Raw genomic sequence first — 19825 nt, 5'->3', positions numbered from 1 at the left:
GGCAGCTGCCACCCGCCGCCACCCGCCGCCAGCCATCACGCCGGCCTGAATCCGTCAGCTGTCCAGCAACCGTTTACGCGACCCGCCCAATCGGCGGCACGCACAAAATCAACGCAACCACAAGCACAACCGTCACAGCCGAGCCATATATCCACATCCGACGACTGGCGGATTGCCCTCGCATCGCAGGCACTCCGTCCACCAGCAGCCACGTCAGCAGACCGCCGACCACGAAACCGCCGACATGCGCCTGCCATGCGACATTCGGCATGATCACCGGCAGCGCGAAGTTGATGACCATACATACCAGCATCGATCGAAGATCGGCGCCACTTTTCATAAAGACCACCAGCAGCGCTGCGAACAGACCGAATATCGCGCCAGATGCCCCGTATGCCGCCATCAGCCAATTCCCGGTCACCCGGCACCACAGGGTGAGTGCGGTGGCGCCGCCCAATCCGCAGATCAAGTAGAACGCCAGATACCGCCAATGGCCGAACATCCGCTCCAATACCGGCCCTACCGACCACAGAGCCATCATGTTGAACGCGACATGCAGGATGGATGGGGAATGCAGAAACATCGAGGTCAGCCAAGTCCACGGATGCTCCACTGCCGCGATGGGCATGAACATCCCCTGCCCCAGCATCGCCGTGAACAAGCTGGGGGACACGTGCTGAAGCAGGACCTCCAGCAGCCACACGATGACGCAGACCACGCAGATCGCCGCGGTGACGACAGGTCCTCCGCCACGCCACTGAGCTGTCACGGACCGACGATCGAGGGTAAAGCTGCCAATTCGCATGGTCCCACTGTAACGCCCGTCGGCGCACCGTCGGCGGGAATACGCCCCTGGCAGGTGGACTTTTGCCGCTCTTCCACTCAATCGTCACAATCGAGGCCGTACTATGGTAGCTAGAGTTGACTTGGATGGGCAGGTCACCTGGTACCTGAAAGGAGCCGTCATGGAGCAGAAGTCTTCTAACGGTTGGAAGTTCTTTGCGCTGCTTTTCGGAGCGCTGCTCGCCGCTGTTGCGGGTATGTACATCTACAAGCAGCAGAACCCGGATTACGATCCATGGGAGGAGCCGTGGGAGAACAGCTCCTCACCGGTTGATTTGGGCCTGAACAAGGATGACGACGAAGGCTGAAGGCGAGGCGGATGACGCCGCCGAGCCTGAGCAGGCCTGATCGGCTGCCGCCCATTCATTCGGAGCATCCGTCTGGCGTATTCGTCGCCTTCGATATTTTGGCGGATTGACGTATCCAACCTCACCGTCACCGTCATCCATCAAGGATTCCGCATGCTTTGAGCGTGCCGCACTGTACAGGGACGTCCCGTTCGGGGCGCCCCTGTTTGCGTTATTGAGGACTGTTTCGGTGGACTTTTCTGGGGGGGTGTCCCTATGTAATTTGTCAAGTGCGTCTGATGCCGGGGTGTGTCGTGTCTTGTCGTGGTCTTGGGGCGTGTGCGGGGGTTGTCTCGGTTCGTGGTGGTGCCGTCGTGGTGGTGTGGGTTCCGCCGGGTTGGTAGAGTGTGCCGTTGCGCAGCATGCTGTAGATGACGTTGCATCGTCTGCGTGCCAGGCACATGACCGCCGCGTTGTGGCGTTTGCCTTCGGCTCGTTTGCGGTCGTAGTAGGCGCGTGATTCGGGGTCCAGCCGGATGGCGGCGAACGCGGTCTGGAACAGCGCGTTCTTCAGGCGTTTGTTCCCGCCCCTCGCGGGGCGTTCCCCGTGGATGGATGTGCCGGATTGGCGGGTGACGGGCGCGATGCCCGCGTATGCGGCGAGGTGGGCGGCGTCCTTGAACCGGCCGATGTCGCTGCCGATGGCGAGGAGTATCTGGCTTGCGGTCCTGGCCGCTATCCCCGGCATGCTGGTCAGGACCGTGAGAAGAGGGGCGTCGGCGAGCAGTTCCTCGACCTGCCGGGAGATGTCCGTGCGCCTGTCGCGCAGCCTTCTGATATCGGAGGCGAGTTGGGGGATGAGGGATTCCGCCGCCCGCGTGCCGGGCACGGTGACGGTCTGCTCGCCGATGGCGTCGGCGACCGCGTCGGTGATCGCCGTGCCTTTGAGCCCGTGCCTTCGCGCGTATTCGCGGATACGCGCCGCGCCCGCCCGGCGCAGCCCGTCGGGGCCTTTGTAGTGTTCGAGCAGTCCCAGGGCGGTGTCGCTTTTGATGCGGTCGCCGGCCAGCGCGCGTTCGAGCGCGGGGTGCAGGTGCAGGAGCAGGCCGCGCAGCCGGTTGACCGTCCGGGTGAGTTCGTGCGCGGTGTCCTCGTCCCAGCCGGACAGCAGGCGGAGCGCGGCCATGGTCTCATCGTCGGGTTCGCAGTCCCGGAGCGTTTCGGGCATGCGCAGGGCGGTGGACGCGATGACGTGGGCGTCTCTGCGGTCGGTCTTCGAGCCGCCCGGCAGCAGCTGGGCGGCCTTGCGCATCGCGCCCCCGGGCAGGTATGCCGTGCGGGCGCCCATGTCCCTGGCGACGGTCAGCGGGAGCGAGCCTATCGTGTTGGGCTGGTCCACGATCACGAGGACCGTGCCCCTGCGTTGCAGTTTGGCGATGGTCCTGCGCAACCGCTTTTCGTCCTGGTCGACCGGCGTGTCGAGGATGGTGTTGCCGTCGTGGTCGAGGGCGCATGCGTGGTGCGAGCTTTTGCCTACGTCGAGGCCGAGCCAGACATCGATGTCTCCGGGTTGCATGTTGGTCTCCCGTCTGTCGGTTCGTTCCGGCCGCCGCGTCCCTGTCGGGGGACGGTCATGACGCCCGGCGCCGGCATCCACATTACAAGGAGGCCTCATCCGCGTCCCGTTGCCGTTTTCCTTCGGATGGGTCGTGTCCCTATCAGCGGTCGGGGGCGTCCCGTGTGCGGCGGCAACACCCCCCGGATCATGAACGACAGGGCAATTCGGCCATACCACACTCGGCGACCGGGCCCCGCGGCGCGGGACCCACTAACCAATGTAATGGGACTTTCCTTCCGACTTGTTTCCGATGGCTTCGGAAAGTGGGCGTACCGGAAAAATCGTGGTGCCAATGATGTGACTGAGCCATTGCGGGAGTAGTCGTGTCGTGGGGTGATTTATCGTTCGCTTAGTAATCTCTGCCTCTCGGGATGACGTATTGTCTGTCGTCGTTGCATATACCGATGAGGACAAAATCAAGAAAAGTGCTCCGGTAGCGGCGCTCTTCGCGGTCGCACGATGGCGGTCGCATGATGGGCGTGTCGCTTTTGCAAACGATTGCTTTCATCTTGTCGTCCTGCGCGTGAACCGCGCGAGCATGGGCTTCATGCATTGATTAATTCAGTAAAGACAAAGATGACTCGGCTCCCTGATGTGGGACGATTGCTCGTGGTTGAGGGGGTGATGTTAATATCAACCTCTGAGAACGTATGCAGAAAGGGGCGCACCGCGCTTGTCAGGCCGTGCCAATGCCGAGACTTTCAGGCATAATGGTTCTTGGAATAGGTTCCGTCAAAGGGAGTCAGATAATGACCGAAATCACTGCACCGAAGTCTTCGCTTACTTCCGGTGAGTTCACCGACGAGATTCGCGAGCAGCTCAAATACACCCAGGGCGTGACGCCGGAGCAGGCGACCGCCGCTGATGTGTATGTGGCCACCGCTGCTGCCGTGCGCCGCCACCTCGTGGATTCCTGGATGAAGACCCAGCACGACATGGTCAACGGCGACACCAAGGCCGTTGGGTACCTGAGCGCTGAGTTCCTCATGGGCAAGCAGCTGGAGAACGCGCTGCTGAACGCCGGCCTGACCGAGCAGTTCGAAGGCGCCATGAAGGAGCTGGGCTTCGACACCAAGGACGTCATCGACGCCGAGTACGAGCCGGGCCTGGGCAACGGCGGTCTTGGCCGTCTCGCCGCCTGCTACATCGATTCTCTCGCCTCCATCGGCGTGCCGGCCTTCGGCTACGGCATCCGCTACCAGTACGGCATCTTCAAGCAGGAGTTCGACGAGAACGGCAAGCAGGTTGAGACCCCTGACTACTGGCTCGTCAACGAGGAGCCGTGGGGCCACGTCGATTACAACCGTGATCAGCGCGTGAACTTCGGCGGCGAAGTCGTCGAGGAGAACGGCAAGCGCGTGTGGAAGCCGGCGTGGGCTGTCCGCGCCGTCCCGTGCGACTACATGGTTCCGGGTTACAAGTCCGGCCGTGTGAACACGCTGCGCCTGTGGACCGCGAAGTCCTACGACGAGTTCGACCTGCTCACCTTCAACAAGAGCGATTACCTCGACGCCGTGATCCCGAAGGTCGAGGCTGAGAACATCTCCAAGATCCTCTACCCGGAGGATTCCACCCCGCAGGGCAAGAAGCTGCGCCTCGAGCAGCAGTACTTCTTCGTCTCCGCGTCCATCCACGACGCGATCCGCGTGTTCTACCCGGGCGAGAAGAACCCTGACCTGACCACGCTGCCGAACAAGATCGTGTTCCAGCTCAACGACACCCACCCGGTGATCGGCATCCCGGAGCTCATGCGCGTCCTGATCGACGAGTATGGCTACGACTGGGATACCGCTTGGTCCATCACCAACAAGACCTTCAACTACACCTGCCACACCCTGCTTCCGGAAGCTCTGGAAGTGTGGCCGGCCTCCCTGATCGGCGAGCTGCTGCCGCGTCACCTTGAGATCATCAAGAAGATCAACGAGCAGTTCATGGCCGAGCTGAAGGCCAAGGGCGTTGCCGACGACCAGATCGAGCGCATGCGCATCTACACCGACGGCAAGGATGCTTCCGTCCGCATGGCGTACCTCGCCACCTACGGCGGCTCCTACGTCAACGGTGTGGCCGAGCTGCACTCCGAGCTGCTCAAGGACGTCACCCTCAAGGACTTCTCCTCCGTGTACCCGGACAAGTTCACCAACGTTACCAACGGCGTCACTCCTCGCCGCTTCATCAAGCTCGCCAACCCGCGCATGTCCGACCTCATCACCGAGGGCCTGGGCACCGACGCGTGGCTGTCCGACCTCGAGCAGCTCAAGGGCCTCATCCCGCTGGCTGACGATCCGGAGTTCGTCAAGAAGTTCGCCGCCGTCAAGCAGGCCAACAAGAACGACTTCGCTGCGTTCGCCAAGCGCAAGTACGGCTTCGACATCGACCCGAACACCATGTTCAACACGATGATCAAGCGTCTGCACGAGTACAAGCGCCAGGCCCTGAAGATCCTCGCGGTTATCGCCACCTACGCCGACATCAAGTCCGGCAAGGTTGATCCGGACACCCTGGTTCCGCGCACCGTGTTCTTCGGCGCGAAGGCCGCTCCGGGTTACTACCTGGCCAAGCAGACCATCCAGCTGATCAACAACGTGGCCCGCGTCATCAACAACGACCCGGTCACCAAGGGCAAGCTGCACGTCTACTTCCCGTGGAACTACAACATCGAGCTGGCCCAGAACCTCATCCCGGCCACCGACCTCGACGAGCAGATCTCGCAGGCCGGCAAGGAAGCTTCCGGCACCGGCAACATGAAGTTCGCCCTCAACGGCGCCCTGACCGTCGGCACGCTCGACGGTGCGAACGTCGAGATCCGTCAGCGCGTTGGCGCTGAGAACTTCTTCCTCTTCGGCATGACCGAGCCGGAAGTCTCCGCCCTGTACGCCAAGGGCTACGACACCAAGGGCCTGTCCCGCGAGTACTACGAGAAGGATCCGCAGCTCAAGCAGGCCATCGACATGGTCGCGGACGGCACCTTCTCCGACGGCGACAAGGACACCTACAAGGACCTCGTCAACGACTGGCTGAACAAGGATTACTTCATGACGCTCGCGGACTTCCGCGCGTACATGGATATCCAGGCCGAGATCGAGGAGACCTACCGCGATCCGATGAAGTGGGCTCGTATGGCCGTGCTCAACGTGGCCAACTCCGGCTACTTCAGCTCCGATCGCTCCATCGAGGACTACCTCGAGCGCATCTGGCACACCGGCGCCCTCAAGTAAGCGCCAGTACCGGCCGGTATGGGCGTATAGGCCTGAACCGGTAGGCCAAGACCGGTAGACGCCGGTCAGCCAAAGAGGCGGAAGCTTTGCACTGCACGTGTAATGTGTGGTGCGGGCTTCCGCCTCTTGCGTTATCGGCGAATATGCGTGTCCGACGTTGGCATAGGGAGTCTGGATTGCTGTTCCGGTTTCCGCGCCGTCCTGTATGCCGTGGCATACGTAAGTCTGCATTTCGGTTCCCATGCGGGGCGGAACGTCTCCCATCCGTTGCGTGACGTATGCCGTGGCATACGCGGCTGATTGGATTTCGCTGGAACGTGGCTGCGCTGGATTGTGTTCTGCGGTTTGCGTATGCCGTGACATACGTAAGTCGGCATTATGGTGCCCGGGTAGTGCGGGATGTCTTCTGCCCGACGCATAACGTATGTCTGAACATACGCGGTGCAGCACAGCACATTCGAACCGCCCATACGCCATGTATCACGCCATGTCGCGGGCCTGCCGTGGCACAATGGGGGTATGCCGGTAATCAGGGAACAGGATATTGATAAGGGCCGTGACGGGTTGCAACAGTGGCGCGACAAGGCGCGGGAGCTCGCCGCGCAGGATGACAGTGAGACGGGGCGTCTGACTGTGTCCCCGAACGATCTGCCACGTCCGGTGTGGGCGTGGGCCGTGCGGTACTCGCTGTATCTGCTGGAACGCAAGGCGCCGGGGGAGGGCGTCGAAGTGCGCGTGGCACCGTGGGGGGCCATCAAGATCCTGGACGGACCGGCGTCTGACCCGCATAATCTCACGCCGCCTGATGTGATTGAACTTAAGCCGGACGTGTGGCTGCGTCTGGCATGCGGCATTACCACATGGGCCGAGGAGAAGCAGGCCGGCCGTATCAGTGCAGTCGGCGAACGTGACGATCTGAGCGGCCTGCTACCGCTCGTCTGAGCGTGCGAGCGTGAGAATTGCGCGCGAAGCTACGGTGCTATTGTGTGATACTCGCGATCGGTTCGCAATACGCTCACGCTAAGACCTTCCTCTGCTCACCATACGCAAACTGGCTACGCTAAGGGCCTTCTTAGCGTAGCCAGTTTGTGAGGGGCAGCGAGAGCTACCTGACCCCGGGTCAGTACTTCATGCCCATGGCCTCGCGGACTTCGTCCAGGGTCTGCTCGGCGATTTCGTTGGCTCGCTTGTTGCCGTCGTGCAGAATGTCGCGGATGGTGTCCATGTCCTTGGCCAGTTCGGCTCGGCGCTCGCGATGCGGTGCGAGGAACTCGTTGACCGACTTGGTGACATACGCCTTCAGGGCGCCGGCGCCGGCATCGCCGATTTCCTCGGCGATATCCTTCGGGTCGCGGCCAGTCACAAGGCCGGCGGTGGTCAGCAGCGCGGACACCTCCGGACGGTTCACCGGGTCATACGTCACCTTGCGCTCGGAATCGGTGCGGCTCTTCTTGATAAGCTTCGCGGTTTCCTCGGCGGTGGCGCCCAGCATAATCGAATTGCCGTAGGACTTGCTCATCTTGCGGCCGTCAAGACCTGGGATTTCCGGGGCTTCGGACAGAATCGCGCTCGGCTCGGGGAACACCGGGTGCTTCTTCGCATACCGCTCGTTGAACCGGCGGGCGATGGTGCGCGTGATCTCCACATGCGGCAGATTGTCCTTGCCAATCGGCACCACATTGGCCTTGCAGAACAGGATGTCGCACGCCTGATGCACCGGGTAGGTGAGCAGCAGGCCGGTCAGCGCGTGGCCGGAAGCCTCCATTTCGGACTTCACGGTCGGGTTGCGGTGCAGCTCCGCCTCGGTGACCAGCGACAGGAACGGCAGCATGAGCTGGTTTTCCGCCGGAACCGCGGAATGCGTGTAGATCATGGTCTTGTTCGGGTCGATGCCGGCGGCCACATAGTCAAGCACCAGGTTGAGCACGTTGTCCTGAATATGCTCGGTGGTGTCGCGGTCGGTGATCACCTGATAATCAGCGATGATGATATTCGTGTTCACGCCCATGTTCTGCATGGCGACACGCTCGTGAATCGAGCCGAAGTAATGGCCAAGGTGCAGTCGTCCGGTCGGCCGGTCGCCGGTCAGCATGGTGAACTCGCCCGGATTCTCTTTGAGCGCAGCCTGCGTCTCGTCCGAACGCTTCTTCGCGGCGAGGAAACTCGCGCTCATCTCGTTGCCTACAGCAGTCACTTGCTCATCTGCCATGACCATTCCTTTGCCTTGAAAGCCCAAGTAAAACTTGCTTTCATCGTAAAAGTCTCAGCAGACAACCACCACGTGCATAATAAGTGGTACTCTCTTATATGATGATTCAACGACTATAAGTATTGCAGGGGGTCAGATGGGCCGCGGACGTCAGAAGGCAAAACAGCAGAAAATAGCCCGTAAGCTCAAGTACCTGACTACCGATACCGACTACGATGAGCTCGCCAAGGAGCTCAATTCCCAGGAGCCGGGTACCGGTTCGTTCGATCCGTTCGCCGACGTCGAAGAGCAGTATGCGCATGAGTCGGGCGAGGGCACAAAGAGCGAGTCATCACCAGTTGATGACGATCTAGATGAATACGCCAAGTGGGCGGCGGAAGCGGCGGCGAAGGCCGCGAGCGACGAGCCACCGGCACAGCATACGCCGGTCAAGCCGCATAAGCCGATTCACATGCCGCTGCCGAGCGCTATGAAGCCGAAGCCGCATCCGAGCGACGAGTCGGCGGCGAAGTAGCTGTTACTGCATAGGTAGCTGGCAGCGGCCGCTGGTGGTTCTGGCGGTTGCTTGCGATTGTGCCGGTGCTGTGAGCCGAGCCAGAAGGCTGGCGGCGATACACAGCTCAGCACTACGCGATCTGACCGCGTCCGGTTGATATGCCGGGCGCGGTCAATTGTGTTGTGGGCGGGACTTTGTGCCGGAACCGCCCGTCAGCGGATGAACTCCCGGATTTGCGTGGGAGATTATCACGGATACTGCGTTTGGTGGATAAACTCCTGCTGAAGGCTCCGAGGCCGATTTTTCTGAATCGCGGAATTCCAACGTTTTGATTAGGAGATTGTTGTCAGCGCCCTGCAATCAGCGCAAACTCCCGGACCTCGAGTGGGAGAGTGTCCACGAATCATGGAATTTCGCATAAACTCCCGTGAAATCCGGGAAGTTACTCGCTGACGGCCCTTATGAGCGTAAAGTTCCGCGCAGCCATGCGACGGGACGCCGGGCATCGTCAGGGCGTTATCGGGGCATCATCGGGACATATGCGTGCGAACGGACAGCGCGCGAACTCTGCCGCGAACTGCCTTTTCCCTAGGTTCCGCCTAAAGTAGCGGCTATGACTAGTCTGCTTGAACACCCCCGTGGCGCCGAGCCCGGCAAACCCGGTGACCGTAGCGCGTTCTGGTTTGAAACCATCACCCGCCTGCCGGATGCCGCGAACGGCAAAGGGCGTGGCGGCGCGCGGTACGGGCGCACCGGCATCATCCACACCCCGCACGGCGACATCCATACGCCCGCGTTCGTGCCGGTCGCCACGCAGGGAGCGATGAAAGCCGTTCTGCCTGAATCCATGAAGCAGCTTGGCGCGCAATGCCTGCTGTCGAACGCGTTCCACCTGTTCGAACGCCCGGGTGAGGATGTGCTTGATGCGGCCGGCGGGCTGGCGAAGTTCATGAACTGGGACGGCCCGACCTTCACGGATTCCGGCGGATTCCAGGTGCTGTCGCTGGGCGCGGGCTTCAAGAAGACGCTCGCCATGGACGTGACCGGCATGAAGTCGGATGACGTAATCGCCGAAGGCAAGGAACGTCTCGCTTTCGTGGACGAGGACGGCGTGACGTTCAAATCGCCGCTCAATGGCGCGAAACACCGGTTCAGTGCGGAAATCAGCATGGGAATCCAGCACAAGATCGGCGCCGACATCATGTTCGCGTTCGACGAGCTGACCACGCTCATGAATACGCGCGGATATCAGGAACGCTCGGTGGAACGCACGTTCCGGTGGGCGAAACGGTGCGTCGCCGAGCATGAGCGGCTCACCCGGGAGCGGCTCGGCAAGCCGTACCAGGCGCTGTATGGCGTGGTCCAAGGCGCGAATTACGAGGATTTGCGGCGGCACGCTGCCGAGGAGATTGCCTCGCTGGACTTTGACGGCGTCGGTATTGGAGGCGCGATCGAGAAACGGATCATCGGCGACACGTGCGCGTGGATCTGCGACGCAATGCCGGAGAGCCGGCCGCGCCATGTGCTCGGTATCGCGGCGGTGGATGACATCTTCGCATGCGTGGAAAACGGCGGCGACACCTTCGACTGCGTGGCCCCCGCGCGTTGCGGGCGAAACGGCGCCATCTTCACGCGCGACGGACGGTACAACATCAAGCGCGCCGCCAACAAGTTCGATTTCGAACCGCTCGAACAGGGCTGCGACTGCTACACGTGCACGCATTATTCGCGGGCGTATGTCGACCACCTGCTGCGCGCGAGGGAGTTCAACGGCTTCACGCTGGCGACGATTCACAACGAGCATTTCTTCGTGAAGCTGCTTGACGATATTCGCGCGTCGATTGACGGTGGGTATTTCGACGAGTTCCGCGACGAGACGCTGGCGCGATTCTACGCGAACGGGTCGCGCGGGTGAGCTAGCCGCGCGGGTGAGCTGACCGCCGTTGAATCAGGCAGGTTGCGTCTTCGAAGCGAAGACGCGCGACACGCCGATGATGCTAGCTTGCAACAGATAGTCAATCATGGTATCTTGTCTATTTGTATGCGAGCGTGGCGGAATGGTAGACGCGCTGTCTTCAGGTGGCAGTGAGCGAATGCTCGTGAGGGTTCAACTCCCTCCGCTCGCACGAACAAAACCGGAGCTTCGGCTCCGGTTTTTTGTTTTCCGGCTGTCGCCCGTGTGAATTTTCGACCGTCTACCGACGCTACGGGAGTCTCAGTGTCGGCGAAGGCGGTGGAGTTAGACAGGCCAACGATTTGTGGTCGGTGCGGGAGAAATAGTGGATTGTTGTGATTCGTGTCTGTTCTCCCGTGCGTGGTGCGGGAGTTTACCGGATTCCGGTGGCCTCGCAACAGAGCTCCCAACGGGAACGTTGGAAATCCGCGGTTCTTGAACATCGCCCTTGGGAGCAGTACGGGGAGAACAGTGCCGAATCTGCGTATCGGCGATAAACTCCCGCGAAAACACGGGACTTTGTCTGCGGGCGGCCGATGCGCGCGTAATCTCCCGTGTCGGCGGTGGGAGATTGCGTGGATATGGGCTATCGCGTCGTAATCTCCCGTGTCGCCGGTGTCAGTGCCGATATCTCGCGGATTCATACGGCTTGCACAAGACAGATTCGTCGTGCCGGGCGCTCGCCGTGCGCAGGGCCCCCAATGATAGGATGTCACTGTTATCCATGCCGTTGTCCTACTTACGATTCGAGGCGTATCCATGCTCGTGTTCCAGAACGATTACAGTGAAGGCGCTCATCCCGCGATCCTGAAACGTCTCGCCGAGACGAATATGGAGCAACTGCCGGGCTACGGCACCGACCACTACTGCGACGACGCCCAGGAGAAGATTCGCCAGGCGTGCGATTGCCCGCAGGCGCAGGTCCGCTTCATCTCCGGCGGCACGCAGACCAATCAGCTGGTCATTGACACGATGCTGCAGCCGTATGAGGGCGTGGTCGCCGCAGATTGTGGCCACGTGAACGTGCATGAGGCGGGCGCGATCGAGGCGACCGGGCACAAGGTGCTCACCCTCCCGCAGCACGACGGGCTGATTGGCGCCGGCGAGCTGCGCGAGTATTGCGAGACCTTCTACGCCGACGGCAACCATGAGCATATGGTCTTCCCCGGCATGGCGTACATCTCGCACCCCACCGAGTACGGCACGTTGTACACGAAGGCGCAGCTCGAAGCCATTGCGGACGTCTGCCATGAGTATCACATGCCGCTGTTCATTGACGGCGCTCGTCTTGGCTACGGGCTGGTGGCGTCCGGCACTGACGTGACACTGCCTGATATCGCCCGGATCGCCGACGTGTTCTATATCGGTGGCACGAAGGTGGGCGCGCTGTTCGGTGAGGCCGTGGTGTTCACCAAAGGCAACATGCCCAGGCATTTCACCACGCAAATCAAGCAGCATGGCGCATTGATGGCGAAAGGCTGGCTTATGGGCCTGCAATTCGACACGCTGTTCACCGACGGGCTGTACACGCGGATCGCCCGCAACGCGAACGAGATGGCCGACCGCATCCGCGAAGCCTTGCGCGCCAAGGGCTACCGGATGGTGTACGAGAACACGACCAACCAGATTTTTGTGGTTCTTGACCATGCGACCATCGACCGGCTGGAACGTGAGGTTCGCCTCGGCTTCATGGAACGGTATGACGACAATCATACGGTGATGCGAATCTGCACCAGCTGGGCGACGACCGCCGAATCGGTGGGCCGGTTGATTGATTTGCTGTAATGCGATGTGCTGCTGTGTGGCGCGGGTTGATGCGGGGTGGTGTGACCTGCTTCGGTGTGACGTGTTCGTGCGGCCATCGCTCTCAGCTGATTCGCATGGTGGGCGCGGCCACGATAAATCACCCGATATCCTCGATTTTTCGCGTTTTTTGGATATCCGGGGGCGATTTTGAATCCATTTCCAAAAAACATTCAGGAAACATGGAGAAGCTGCGGCTTTACTCATAACTAGTGAACAAGGCCGGACGCGCTACAAGGGGCCGGCCGTGAGTCAGGCAAGGAGTGATTATGGCTGATACCAATAACGGTTGGGAAAACCAGGCCGACCAGCCGCAGGACGACGTCCAGCGGACCGCGCCGCTGTCCCCGACCGACCATACGACAGACAACGGAACGGGCCGGAACGCGGATCAGAACGCGGCGGATACCGCGCAGCATAGCGATGAGCAGCCGACGGCGTACACCCCGGCGCCGGAATACGGAGCATACGGCCCGGTCCCAACGCAGCCCGCCCAGCAGACGCCGCAGACCCAGCAGATGCCGTCGCAACACCAGCAGAATCCGTACGGCGCCTACTACGGAGGGTATTACGGTGACAATGCGAACGCCCAGCAGCCCGTCGGCTCGCCTGTGAACGGCGAAGCACCGAACGCGCCGCAGGCCAACGGTCCGCAGGCCCCGGCGTTCCCGCCGCAAGGCCCGCAAGATCCGAATCGTCCGCAGGGTCCGGGTGCCATGCCTCCGGTGGGCCCGAACGGACGCCCGGCAGTGCACAAGACCGCGAATAACGTGGTCGTCGCCGTCGTCGCGGCCCTGGTCGCGGCGGTTCTGTGCCTCGGATTCGGGTATGCGGCCATCACCAACGGTTGGGTGAAAGTCCCGACCACCAGCTCGCTCAGCGGTGTGTCCTCGAACACATCCGGCTCCGGCAGCACCAACAGCAAGACCACCAGCACTGACTGGACCACGGTCGAGAAGAAGGTCTCGGAATCCGTGGTGTCCATCCAGGCGACCATCAGCGGTGGAGTCGCCAAGGGCTCCGGTGCGATTGTGGATACCAAGGGCTATATCGTCACCAATAACCACGTGATTTCCGGCGCTTCCGACATCCAGGTAACCCTCGCCAACGGGGACATCTACTCTGCGACGGTCGTCGGCACCGACAGCACCACTGATCTGGCGGTTATCAAGCTCAGCAACCCGCCAAGCGACCTGACCGCGGTGACGTTCGCCGATTCCGACAAGCTGGCGGTCGGCGAGTCCATCATGGCGATTGGCAACCCGCTTGGCTATGAGAACACCGCCACCACCGGCATCGTGTCCGCCATCAACCGCCCGGTCTCCGTGACCGACGACAATAACAACGAGGTCGTCACCAACGCGGTGCAGATTGACGCGGCCATCAACCCCGGCAACTCCGGCGGCCCAACCTTCAACGCGGCCGGTGAGGTCATCGGCATCAACTCTTCGATCGCCACGGCGTCCTCCAGCTCCGATTCCAGCGGTTCGATCGGCATCGGCTTCGCCATCCCGTCCAACGTGGTTAAGACCATCACCGAGGAAATCATCAAGGACGGCAAGGCAACGCATGTCGTACTCGGCGTGACCGTCAAGAGCGCGACCGTGGAAGCCGACGGCGTGACCCGCGGCGGCGCCGAGATCACCTCCTCCGGAACCAGCTCCGCAGTCACCTCCGGCAGCGCGGCGGACAAGGCCGGCTTGAAGTCCGGTGACACCATCGTCGCCTTCAACGGCAATGCAGTGACCAACAGCTACTCGTTGCTCGGCTACGTGCGGGCTGCGACGTTGAACGAGAAAGTGACGCTCACCATCGTGCGCGACGGCAAGACGATGGATGTGGACGTGACCCTCGACCAGGCTGAAACCGCTACGAGCTCCAATAACTCGAACGGTTCTGGCAGCAGCAACGGCAATAGCGGCAACAGCGATGGAAGCGGCAACGGTTCCAACGATGACGGCGGCGGCGTGTTCGATCCGTTCGGCCTGTGGTAAATCCCACGGTCTGCGGAAAGCTGCTGACTGCGGGAAACCCATGGTTTGCGGAAACCCGCTGACTAGGCGCCCCGGATAACGAAGACCCGGTATGGACTTACGAGTCCTGCCGGGCCTTTCGTTTGCGCGTGTGTCTGCGGGTTGTGCCGGTGTGTTTTGTGGGTTGTGCTGGTGCGTGCGCTCGTACTCCCGCCGTAACCGGGTTAGTGGTTACCCAAACTGGTTACGGCGGAAGGCGTGTGAGCGTAGCTGGTTTGTGAGGGGACTGGGAGTGGACTACAGAATGACCATTGCTTGGGCGCTCGCCGGCTCGTCGTAGTGGATCATCAGATCGAAATCAGCCTGTCGGATTGGCAGCTGGTAGGTGTCCACCAGCGTTTCGCCGTAGGGCTCGTCAATCCACGGGTCGTCGACCAGCAGCGTGCCATCGGCAAGTTCGCCGGTCACGGTCACCCAATGCGGGCAGGTTACCCCGTGCATGACATGCTCGTCAATCAGCACCAGTGCCACATGCCCGCCATCCAGCCGCCGCGCGACATTCGCTGCGGTGAACGACGTGATATCGATGGGAATGCCGATTTTCCGCGCCTCAGCCGCAAAATGCTCCTGTACGTCGCGTGACATCGCGGCATCGATCATACCCATCGCGCCATGCGCCGGATTGAGCACCGGCCCGGTTTTGGAAACGACGATGCGTGGATTCTCGCCGCGTTTCGCCGCACTCAACGCCAGGCCGTATGGTTCGCATGCCACGGCGATTGTCGCCTCGTGCCAGATATGCAGCTCGTCCACCCGGTTCGCCGCCATCTGCGGATGCAGCCGGTGCATTGCGTTCAACAGCGAAACCGGACCGCAGGTGAATTCCGTGGTCTGGCGGTAGTGGTCATGCTCGCCCAGCACACGCCAGGATTGCCCGTCGTATGTTGTCATTGCCTGTTCGGCATAGACTCCCGGCTCTGTTTTGACTGTGATCGTGTGCGAATCATGAATCGCGTGCAGTGCCGCATATTCGACAAGTCCATTCCGCAGGTGTTCGCAACCGCTGAACGCGCACAGCTTCTCTTGGGCGGTGTGAGGGCGGTGAAATCCCAGTAGGAATGCGGTGTCGCGGCCGTCGTTCGCTGTGTACACCGTGCGCTCCAGTGCGCCCTGCGCCTGGACCAGTGCGGCGCGCGTGGTTTCCGGCAGTTTGAGATAGATCGAGCGGATATCGTCACACGCCTTGGGGCCGGCAGCGCAGATTGTGCCCATGTGTTCGGCTTCGCGGGGAATATCTTGCGTCCGGCCGCTTACCGATTGTGGGACGGCAATCGTGCGGTACTGTACACTTGCGTCGCCGGACGCGGTTGAAGGGTCGCTTGTGGCCTGCTGACGCGGGTCTGGTCCGGTGGTCATCGGGATTCCTTTGTGGCGACGGAGTTGGCGGTGCGGTTGGCATTGGCGGCGACTGCAGTGCCGGCAGTGGCCGTGGTGTTGGTGACGGCTGCAGCGTTGGTGACGGCTGCAGCGTTGGCGGTGTCGGCGTTCACGGTGCTACCTTCGCGGGTTATATCAGCAGTATCAGCTGTATTTGCCGCGTCGAGGGACAGCGCCTGCGGCACTGAGGCGATGAGCTTGCGTGTGTATTCGTGTTTCGGATGATCCATGACTTCGGCGGTGGCGCCCTCTTCGATGATCCGGCCGTCGACCATGACCGCGATCCGGTCAGCGATACGACGAACGGTATCAAGGTCATGCGAAATGAACAGAATCGCCAGATCTGTGTGTTCCCGCAGCGAAAGCAGGGTTTCGAGCACATGCCGTTGCACATTCGCGTCCAGCGCGGTCACCGCTTCATCGGCCACCAGCAGTTTCGGCTGCGGCGCAAGGGCGCGCGCGATGGCCACACGCTGGCATTGCCCGCCGGACAAGGTACCCGGTTTGCGGTCCAGATACTCGGTTTCCAGCCCGACAACATCCAATAGCCGGCGGATATGCGTGTCATCGGCTGTCTCCCCGGACGCGTGCAGCGCCTCAGCAAGCGTCTGTCGGACTGTCATCGTCGGATTCAACGACTGATACGGGTTCTGGAATACGAGTTGCGCCACATGCATCGACCAGCCGGTCGTGCCGCCCTTGCCGTCCGCATACCGCACATCGCCGGAATCCGGGCGTTCCAGATGGACCAGGCAGCGTGCGACCGTGGACTTGCCGGAACCGGAGGCGCCCACCAGGCCGAGGATTTCGCCGGCATGCACCTCGAGTGAAACGTCGTCGACCGCAGGTCGGGGAGCGCTGGCGAAACGCTTCACCAGATGTTCGGCCCGCACAACGGTCTTGCCGATGGCTGGACGTGCTGTTTCGCCGATGCCGGTGTGGGCGGCAAGCAGTTCGCGCGTATACGCGGTTCGCGGGTGCCGGATGATATCATCGCGACTCCCCGTTTCGACCACCCTGCCGTCGCGGAACACCACCAGATGGTCGGCGCGCTGTGCGGCAAGCGCCAGATCATGCGTGATTAGCACAAGCGTCAATTGGCGTTCGTCACGCAGCAGGTCCAGCAGGTCCAGCACGCCGCTCTGCATCTGCGCGTCCAACGCGGTGGTCGGCTCGTCGGCGATCAGGACTTGGGGTTTCGGCGCAAGTGCGGCGGCAATCGCCACACGCTGACGCATACCGCCTGACAGCTCATGCGGGTAGCGGTCGGCGATACCAGCGTCAAGCCCCCACATCCGTCAGCAGCCGACGCGCGCGATTGCGACGCTCGGCACGGGAGCCGCTGCGCATACCGGCGGCAATCTGAGTTCCGCACGTATGCAGCGGGTCAAGCGAGGAGAACGGGTCCTGCGGAAGCCACACGATCGCGCCGCCGCGCAACGCACGCCATGAGCGCTCGCCGCCGGCCAAATCCACGGTGTCATCAAGTAGGCTGTATAAACCCTGTACAGTCGCATATCGCGGCAGCAGACCGGCGAGGGCTTTCGCGGTCAACGATTTGCCCGAGCCGGATTCGCCGACGATTGCCGTGGTATCGCCGCGCGGAATATCCAAATCGACGCCGTGCAACAGTTCAGTGTCGCCGATGCGCACCTTGAGACCACGAAGCGTAATGGCGGGGTTCTGCGGATTCTGGCCTTGCTTCGAGGTCGATTGCAGGCTGTTGTTCATGATGCTCATCGTTCACCCCTATCCGCACGAGCGGTAATCCAGTCACCCACGATGTTCATTGCTACCGAGACCACGATGATTGCGATGCCCGGCGCGATCGCGGTCATCGGATTGTTGAACAGCTGGTCGCGCGCATCCGAAAGCTGCCGGCCCCAATCGGCGGCCTGTGGGGAGATGCCGAGGCCGAGGAACGACAGCGACGACAACGATACCAGCGCATTGCTCATGTCGAGGAACATGGCTGCCCCGACCACCGGCCGGATCACCGGGAATACGTGGCGTGCGAGGATATGCGCCGGGCTGAGTTCCAACAGTCGCGCGGCATCGAGGAACGGGTCGTGCAGGTGCGAGAGCGCGGCGGACCGCACCAGGCGGATTTCGTAGGGCGCGTACAGCAGCATGAACACGAGCACGTTCACCCAGTAGCCGCCGCCGATCAGACCGGCGAGCACAATGGCGAGCAGCAGCGTCGGCAGGGAAAGCATGAGTTCCACTACGCGGGAGATCAGCCAATCCATCCAGCCGCCCGTATATGCGGCGAGCAGGCCGAATACAAGGCCGATCGCCATCGCGCCGACCGCAATCACTACCGGGCCGGCGATGGCTGTGCGGGCGCCGGCGATGGTCAGCATGAATACGTCACGGCCCAGCGCGTCAGTACCCCATATGTGGCCATCCGTGCCGGCAGGAACGGTACCGAGCACGATATCCTGCTTCAACGCCTGCGAATTGAACGATGGAATCAAGCCGATAACAGCGGTGGCCAGAAGAATCAGTGTGGCGATCAGCATGGCCCACGAGCCGCTCATCGCGTGGCGGATGCGGGCGGGCAGCGGTAGCAGTCGCGGATGCCGTGGTGTTGTGGCGGGTTGCAGTGTTGCGGGCTGGGGTGTGTTCGGCTGTGATGTGTTCGGCTGTGATGACGCGGCGTGGTGCTGCGCGTTCGGTTGCGTCGTGGCGGGCTGGGACGCGGCGTGGTGCTGCGCGTTCGGTTGCGTCGTGGCGGGCTGCGTTGCGGCGGGCTGGGATGCCGGTTGAGGCACTGACATCTGCGGGTCCTGCGGGGTTTGACCCGGTGCCGAAGTTTGTGTTGTATCGGACATCACGCCTCACCTTCCTTGTTCGCCGGCGTGTCTGCGGAATTACGGTGTCCGCCATTCGGACGCAACCGTGGATCAACCAGCGCATACAACGCGTCGATGATTGCCGTCGTCACACAGATGACGGTCGCCAGCAGCAGCGTCACCGCCTGCACGACCGGAATATCCTTGAACGTCACCGATTCCTGCAGCAACGTGCCCAACCCGCCAATCGAGAAGGTCGTTTCCACGATCACCGTGCCGGAAATCAGCGAGGCGATCAGCAAACCCGACGATGTCATAATCGGCAACGCCGCATTGCGCAACTGCCAGCGGGTAATCGTGCCGCGGGGAACGCCGCGCGACTGGGCGAACAACGTGTAATCTGACTCAACCTGTTCGAGCAGCGAAGCGCGCGACACCTTGATTACCGCGGCGAATAAGCCGACCGCAAGCGTGATCGCTGGCAACAGCAGATGCGGCAAGGCGTCAGCGAAACTCCCGTCGCCCAGCCCGTACACGGGGAACCAGCCCAGCTTGACCGCGAACACGTACAGCAACAGCAGGCCGACAGCGAAACTCGGTGCGCTCAGCCCGACGACGGCCAGCGCGGTGATCAGCCCGTCACGCCATGTGCCATGCCGTTTTGCGGCGACCACACCAAGCGGCAAGCCGATGAGCAGCGCAATCGTGAGAGCCAGCAAGGCCAACGTCAACGTGACCCATGCGCGCTGCCCGATCATCTGAGACACCGGCAGTTGCGTGCGGATTGACGTGCCGAAATCCCCGTGAACCGCGTTGCTGAGCCAGATCATGTACTGCTTCCACAACGGTTCGTCAAGGTGATACTGGTGGCGGATCGCCGCAAGCTGCGCAGCGCTGACCTTTTTCGCGCCGGCCAATGTGCGTGCCGGGTCGCTGTTCGTCAGGTACAGCAGGCCGAACGTGACCAGCGACAGCACGAATAGCAGAATCACCAGATTGGCGAGGCGTCTGCCTATGAACTTCGCGACTTTCACAAATCCGCCTTTCGTTATATACGCATCTGGGCTGAGGCGGCCGAAGCGCCGGTGTACCGGTGCGATGCGAACGGCTTGTCGCCCGCGACGGAATCCGCCACGGGCGACAAGCCGTCAATCGCCGGACTGCTCGATCGCAGTGGCCTGCGGATGCGGATGCC

13 protein-coding genes, 1 tRNA gene and 2 pseudogenes are annotated in these 19825 nt (G+C 61.8%); 8 read left to right on the top strand and 8 right to left on the bottom strand.

The genetic code is table 11. From position 1 onward, the window contains the following. Window positions 1-73: 73 nt before the first annotated feature. A complete protein-coding gene (locus K315_RS0103580) occupies window positions 74-805 on the bottom strand; it encodes a rhomboid family intramembrane serine protease (protein WP_029576223.1) in 732 nt (243 codons plus the stop codon). A 160-nt stretch (window positions 806-965) separates the two neighbouring features. On the opposite strand from K315_RS0103580, the pseudogene K315_RS09355 reads away from it, so the two are divergent. Beyond that, window positions 966-1191: pseudogene (locus K315_RS09355) on the top strand (hypothetical protein). 336 nt (window positions 1192-1527) lie between these two features. Here the strand turns inward: K315_RS09355 and K315_RS0103570 are convergent. Then, window positions 1528-2706: pseudogene (locus tag K315_RS0103570) on the bottom strand (IS110 family RNA-guided transposase); the annotation flags it as partial. Window positions 2707-3497: 791 nt separating this feature from the next. On the opposite strand from K315_RS0103570, the gene K315_RS0103560 reads away from it, so the two are divergent. After that, the gene (locus tag K315_RS0103560) at window positions 3498-5963 is read left to right on the top strand and encodes a glycogen/starch/alpha-glucan phosphorylase (protein ID WP_029576220.1); all 2466 of its coding nucleotides are present in this window, start codon (window positions 3498-3500) and stop codon (window positions 5961-5963) included. A 519-nt stretch (window positions 5964-6482) separates the two neighbouring features. After that, on the top strand, window positions 6483-6905 hold the full coding sequence (locus K315_RS0103555; protein ID WP_029576219.1) for a sterol carrier family protein: 423 nt from the start codon (window positions 6483-6485) through the stop codon (window positions 6903-6905). Between the two features lie 178 nt (window positions 6906-7083). Here the strand turns inward: K315_RS0103555 and trpS are convergent, their stop codons facing one another. Continuing rightward, window positions 7084-8172 carry a tryptophan--tRNA ligase gene (trpS, locus tag K315_RS0103550; RefSeq protein ID WP_029576218.1) on the bottom strand — a complete coding sequence of 363 codons (1089 nt, stop codon included), beginning with the start codon at window positions 8170-8172 and terminating at the stop codon, window positions 7084-7086. Window positions 8173-8308: 136 nt separating this feature from the next. Here trpS and K315_RS0103545 point away from each other — a divergent pair, with 136 nt between their 5' ends. From K315_RS0103545 to K315_RS0103525, 5 genes are all read left to right on the top strand, one after another. Beyond that, window positions 8309-8686, top strand: coding sequence for a DUF3073 domain-containing protein (locus K315_RS0103545; RefSeq protein ID WP_015449585.1), 378 nt, complete (start codon window positions 8309-8311; stop codon window positions 8684-8686). 595 nt (window positions 8687-9281) lie between these two features. Then, window positions 9282-10583, top strand: a complete 1302-nt coding sequence (gene tgt / locus K315_RS0103540; RefSeq protein WP_029576217.1) for a tRNA guanosine(34) transglycosylase Tgt — start codon at window positions 9282-9284, stop codon at window positions 10581-10583. 128 nt (window positions 10584-10711) lie between these two features. Next, a tRNA-Leu gene (locus tag K315_RS0103535) sits at window positions 10712-10794 on the top strand. 587 nt (window positions 10795-11381) lie between these two features. Next, complete coding sequence (locus K315_RS0103530; RefSeq protein WP_029576216.1) at window positions 11382-12407, top strand: threonine aldolase family protein; 1026 nt, start codon at window positions 11382-11384, stop codon at window positions 12405-12407. 287 nt (window positions 12408-12694) lie between these two features. Beyond that, window positions 12695-14419 carry a S1C family serine protease gene (locus K315_RS0103525; protein WP_029576215.1) on the top strand — a complete coding sequence of 575 codons (1725 nt, stop codon included), beginning with the start codon at window positions 12695-12697 and terminating at the stop codon, window positions 14417-14419. Between the two features lie 276 nt (window positions 14420-14695). Here K315_RS0103525 and K315_RS09930 read toward each other — a convergent pair whose 3' ends face one another. The 5 genes from K315_RS09930 to K315_RS0103500 are packed head-to-tail and all read right to left on the bottom strand — an operon-like array spanning window position 14696 to window position 19664. Beyond that, window positions 14696-15814 (bottom strand): peptidase C39 family protein, encoded by a 1119-nt coding sequence (locus K315_RS09930; RefSeq protein ID WP_052316539.1) that lies wholly within the window; start codon window positions 15812-15814, stop codon window positions 14696-14698. Continuing rightward, a complete protein-coding gene (locus tag K315_RS10840; protein ID WP_052316538.1) occupies window positions 15811-17130 on the bottom strand; it encodes an ABC transporter ATP-binding protein in 1320 nt (439 codons plus the stop codon). The genes K315_RS09930 and K315_RS10840 overlap by 4 nt, the downstream gene beginning before the upstream one ends. Continuing rightward, window positions 17117-17575: an ATP-binding cassette domain-containing protein gene (locus K315_RS10835; RefSeq protein WP_052316537.1), complete on the bottom strand. Its 459-nt coding sequence runs from the start codon at window positions 17573-17575 to the stop codon at window positions 17117-17119. The genes K315_RS10840 and K315_RS10835 overlap by 14 nt, the downstream gene beginning before the upstream one ends. Then, window positions 17572-18669 (bottom strand): ABC transporter permease, encoded by a 1098-nt coding sequence (locus tag K315_RS10675; RefSeq protein WP_029576212.1) that lies wholly within the window; start codon window positions 18667-18669, stop codon window positions 17572-17574. Before K315_RS10675 ends, K315_RS10835 begins: the two co-directional genes overlap by 4 nt. Further along, on the bottom strand, window positions 18669-19664 hold the full coding sequence (locus tag K315_RS0103500) for an ABC transporter permease (RefSeq protein WP_238556457.1): 996 nt from the start codon (window positions 19662-19664) through the stop codon (window positions 18669-18671). The genes K315_RS10675 and K315_RS0103500 overlap by 1 nt, the downstream gene beginning before the upstream one ends. Between the last annotated feature and the right edge of the window lie 161 nt (window positions 19665-19825).

Origin of the sequence: Bifidobacterium thermacidophilum subsp. thermacidophilum DSM 15837, from assembly GCF_000426425.1 — a bacterium.
In the GTDB taxonomy this organism is placed as follows: Bacteria; Actinomycetota; Actinomycetes; order Actinomycetales; family Bifidobacteriaceae; genus Bifidobacterium; species Bifidobacterium thermacidophilum.
This window is presented reverse-complemented; position numbering and strand designations above follow the sequence as displayed.